Source organism: Pseudonocardia sp. EV170527-09 (genome assembly GCF_008369905.1).
GTDB lineage: Bacteria > Actinomycetota > Actinomycetes > Mycobacteriales > Pseudonocardiaceae > Pseudonocardia.
This window is the reverse complement of record NZ_VRMC01000527.1, coordinates 1-259: the sequence shown is the minus strand read 5'-3', so window position 1 is coordinate 259 and position 259 is coordinate 1. Positions and strand designations below refer to the sequence as shown.

Sequence of the window (259 nt, the reverse complement as noted above, 5' to 3'; positions counted from 1 at the left end):
GTTGCTTCCAGGCGCGGGGTGAGCAGAAAGCGCCAGTTGTCCAGTGACAGACTCGCCACGATCTGATCAGGGGTCGCATCGAGCCTCGCGCGCCGCAGTCGCTTCTCGGCCCTGGCGACGTTACGCGGGAAACCACCGAGCCGATAGCTCGGGGATTCCCACCAACGCCGTATGCCAGTATCGGCGCTCAGGCGCACGTCAATGAAGTTTCTCAGGAGTACCTCGACATGGCTGATGTCTTCCAAGAACGCTTTCGAGA

At 61.0% G+C, this 259-nt stretch carries 1 protein-coding gene; it reads right to left on the bottom strand.

The annotated features are described in order from the left end of the window. Positions 1 to 259, bottom strand: a 259-nt coding sequence (locus FVA95_RS32420; RefSeq protein WP_205016087.1) for a hypothetical protein, incomplete at both ends; no start/stop codon positions are given.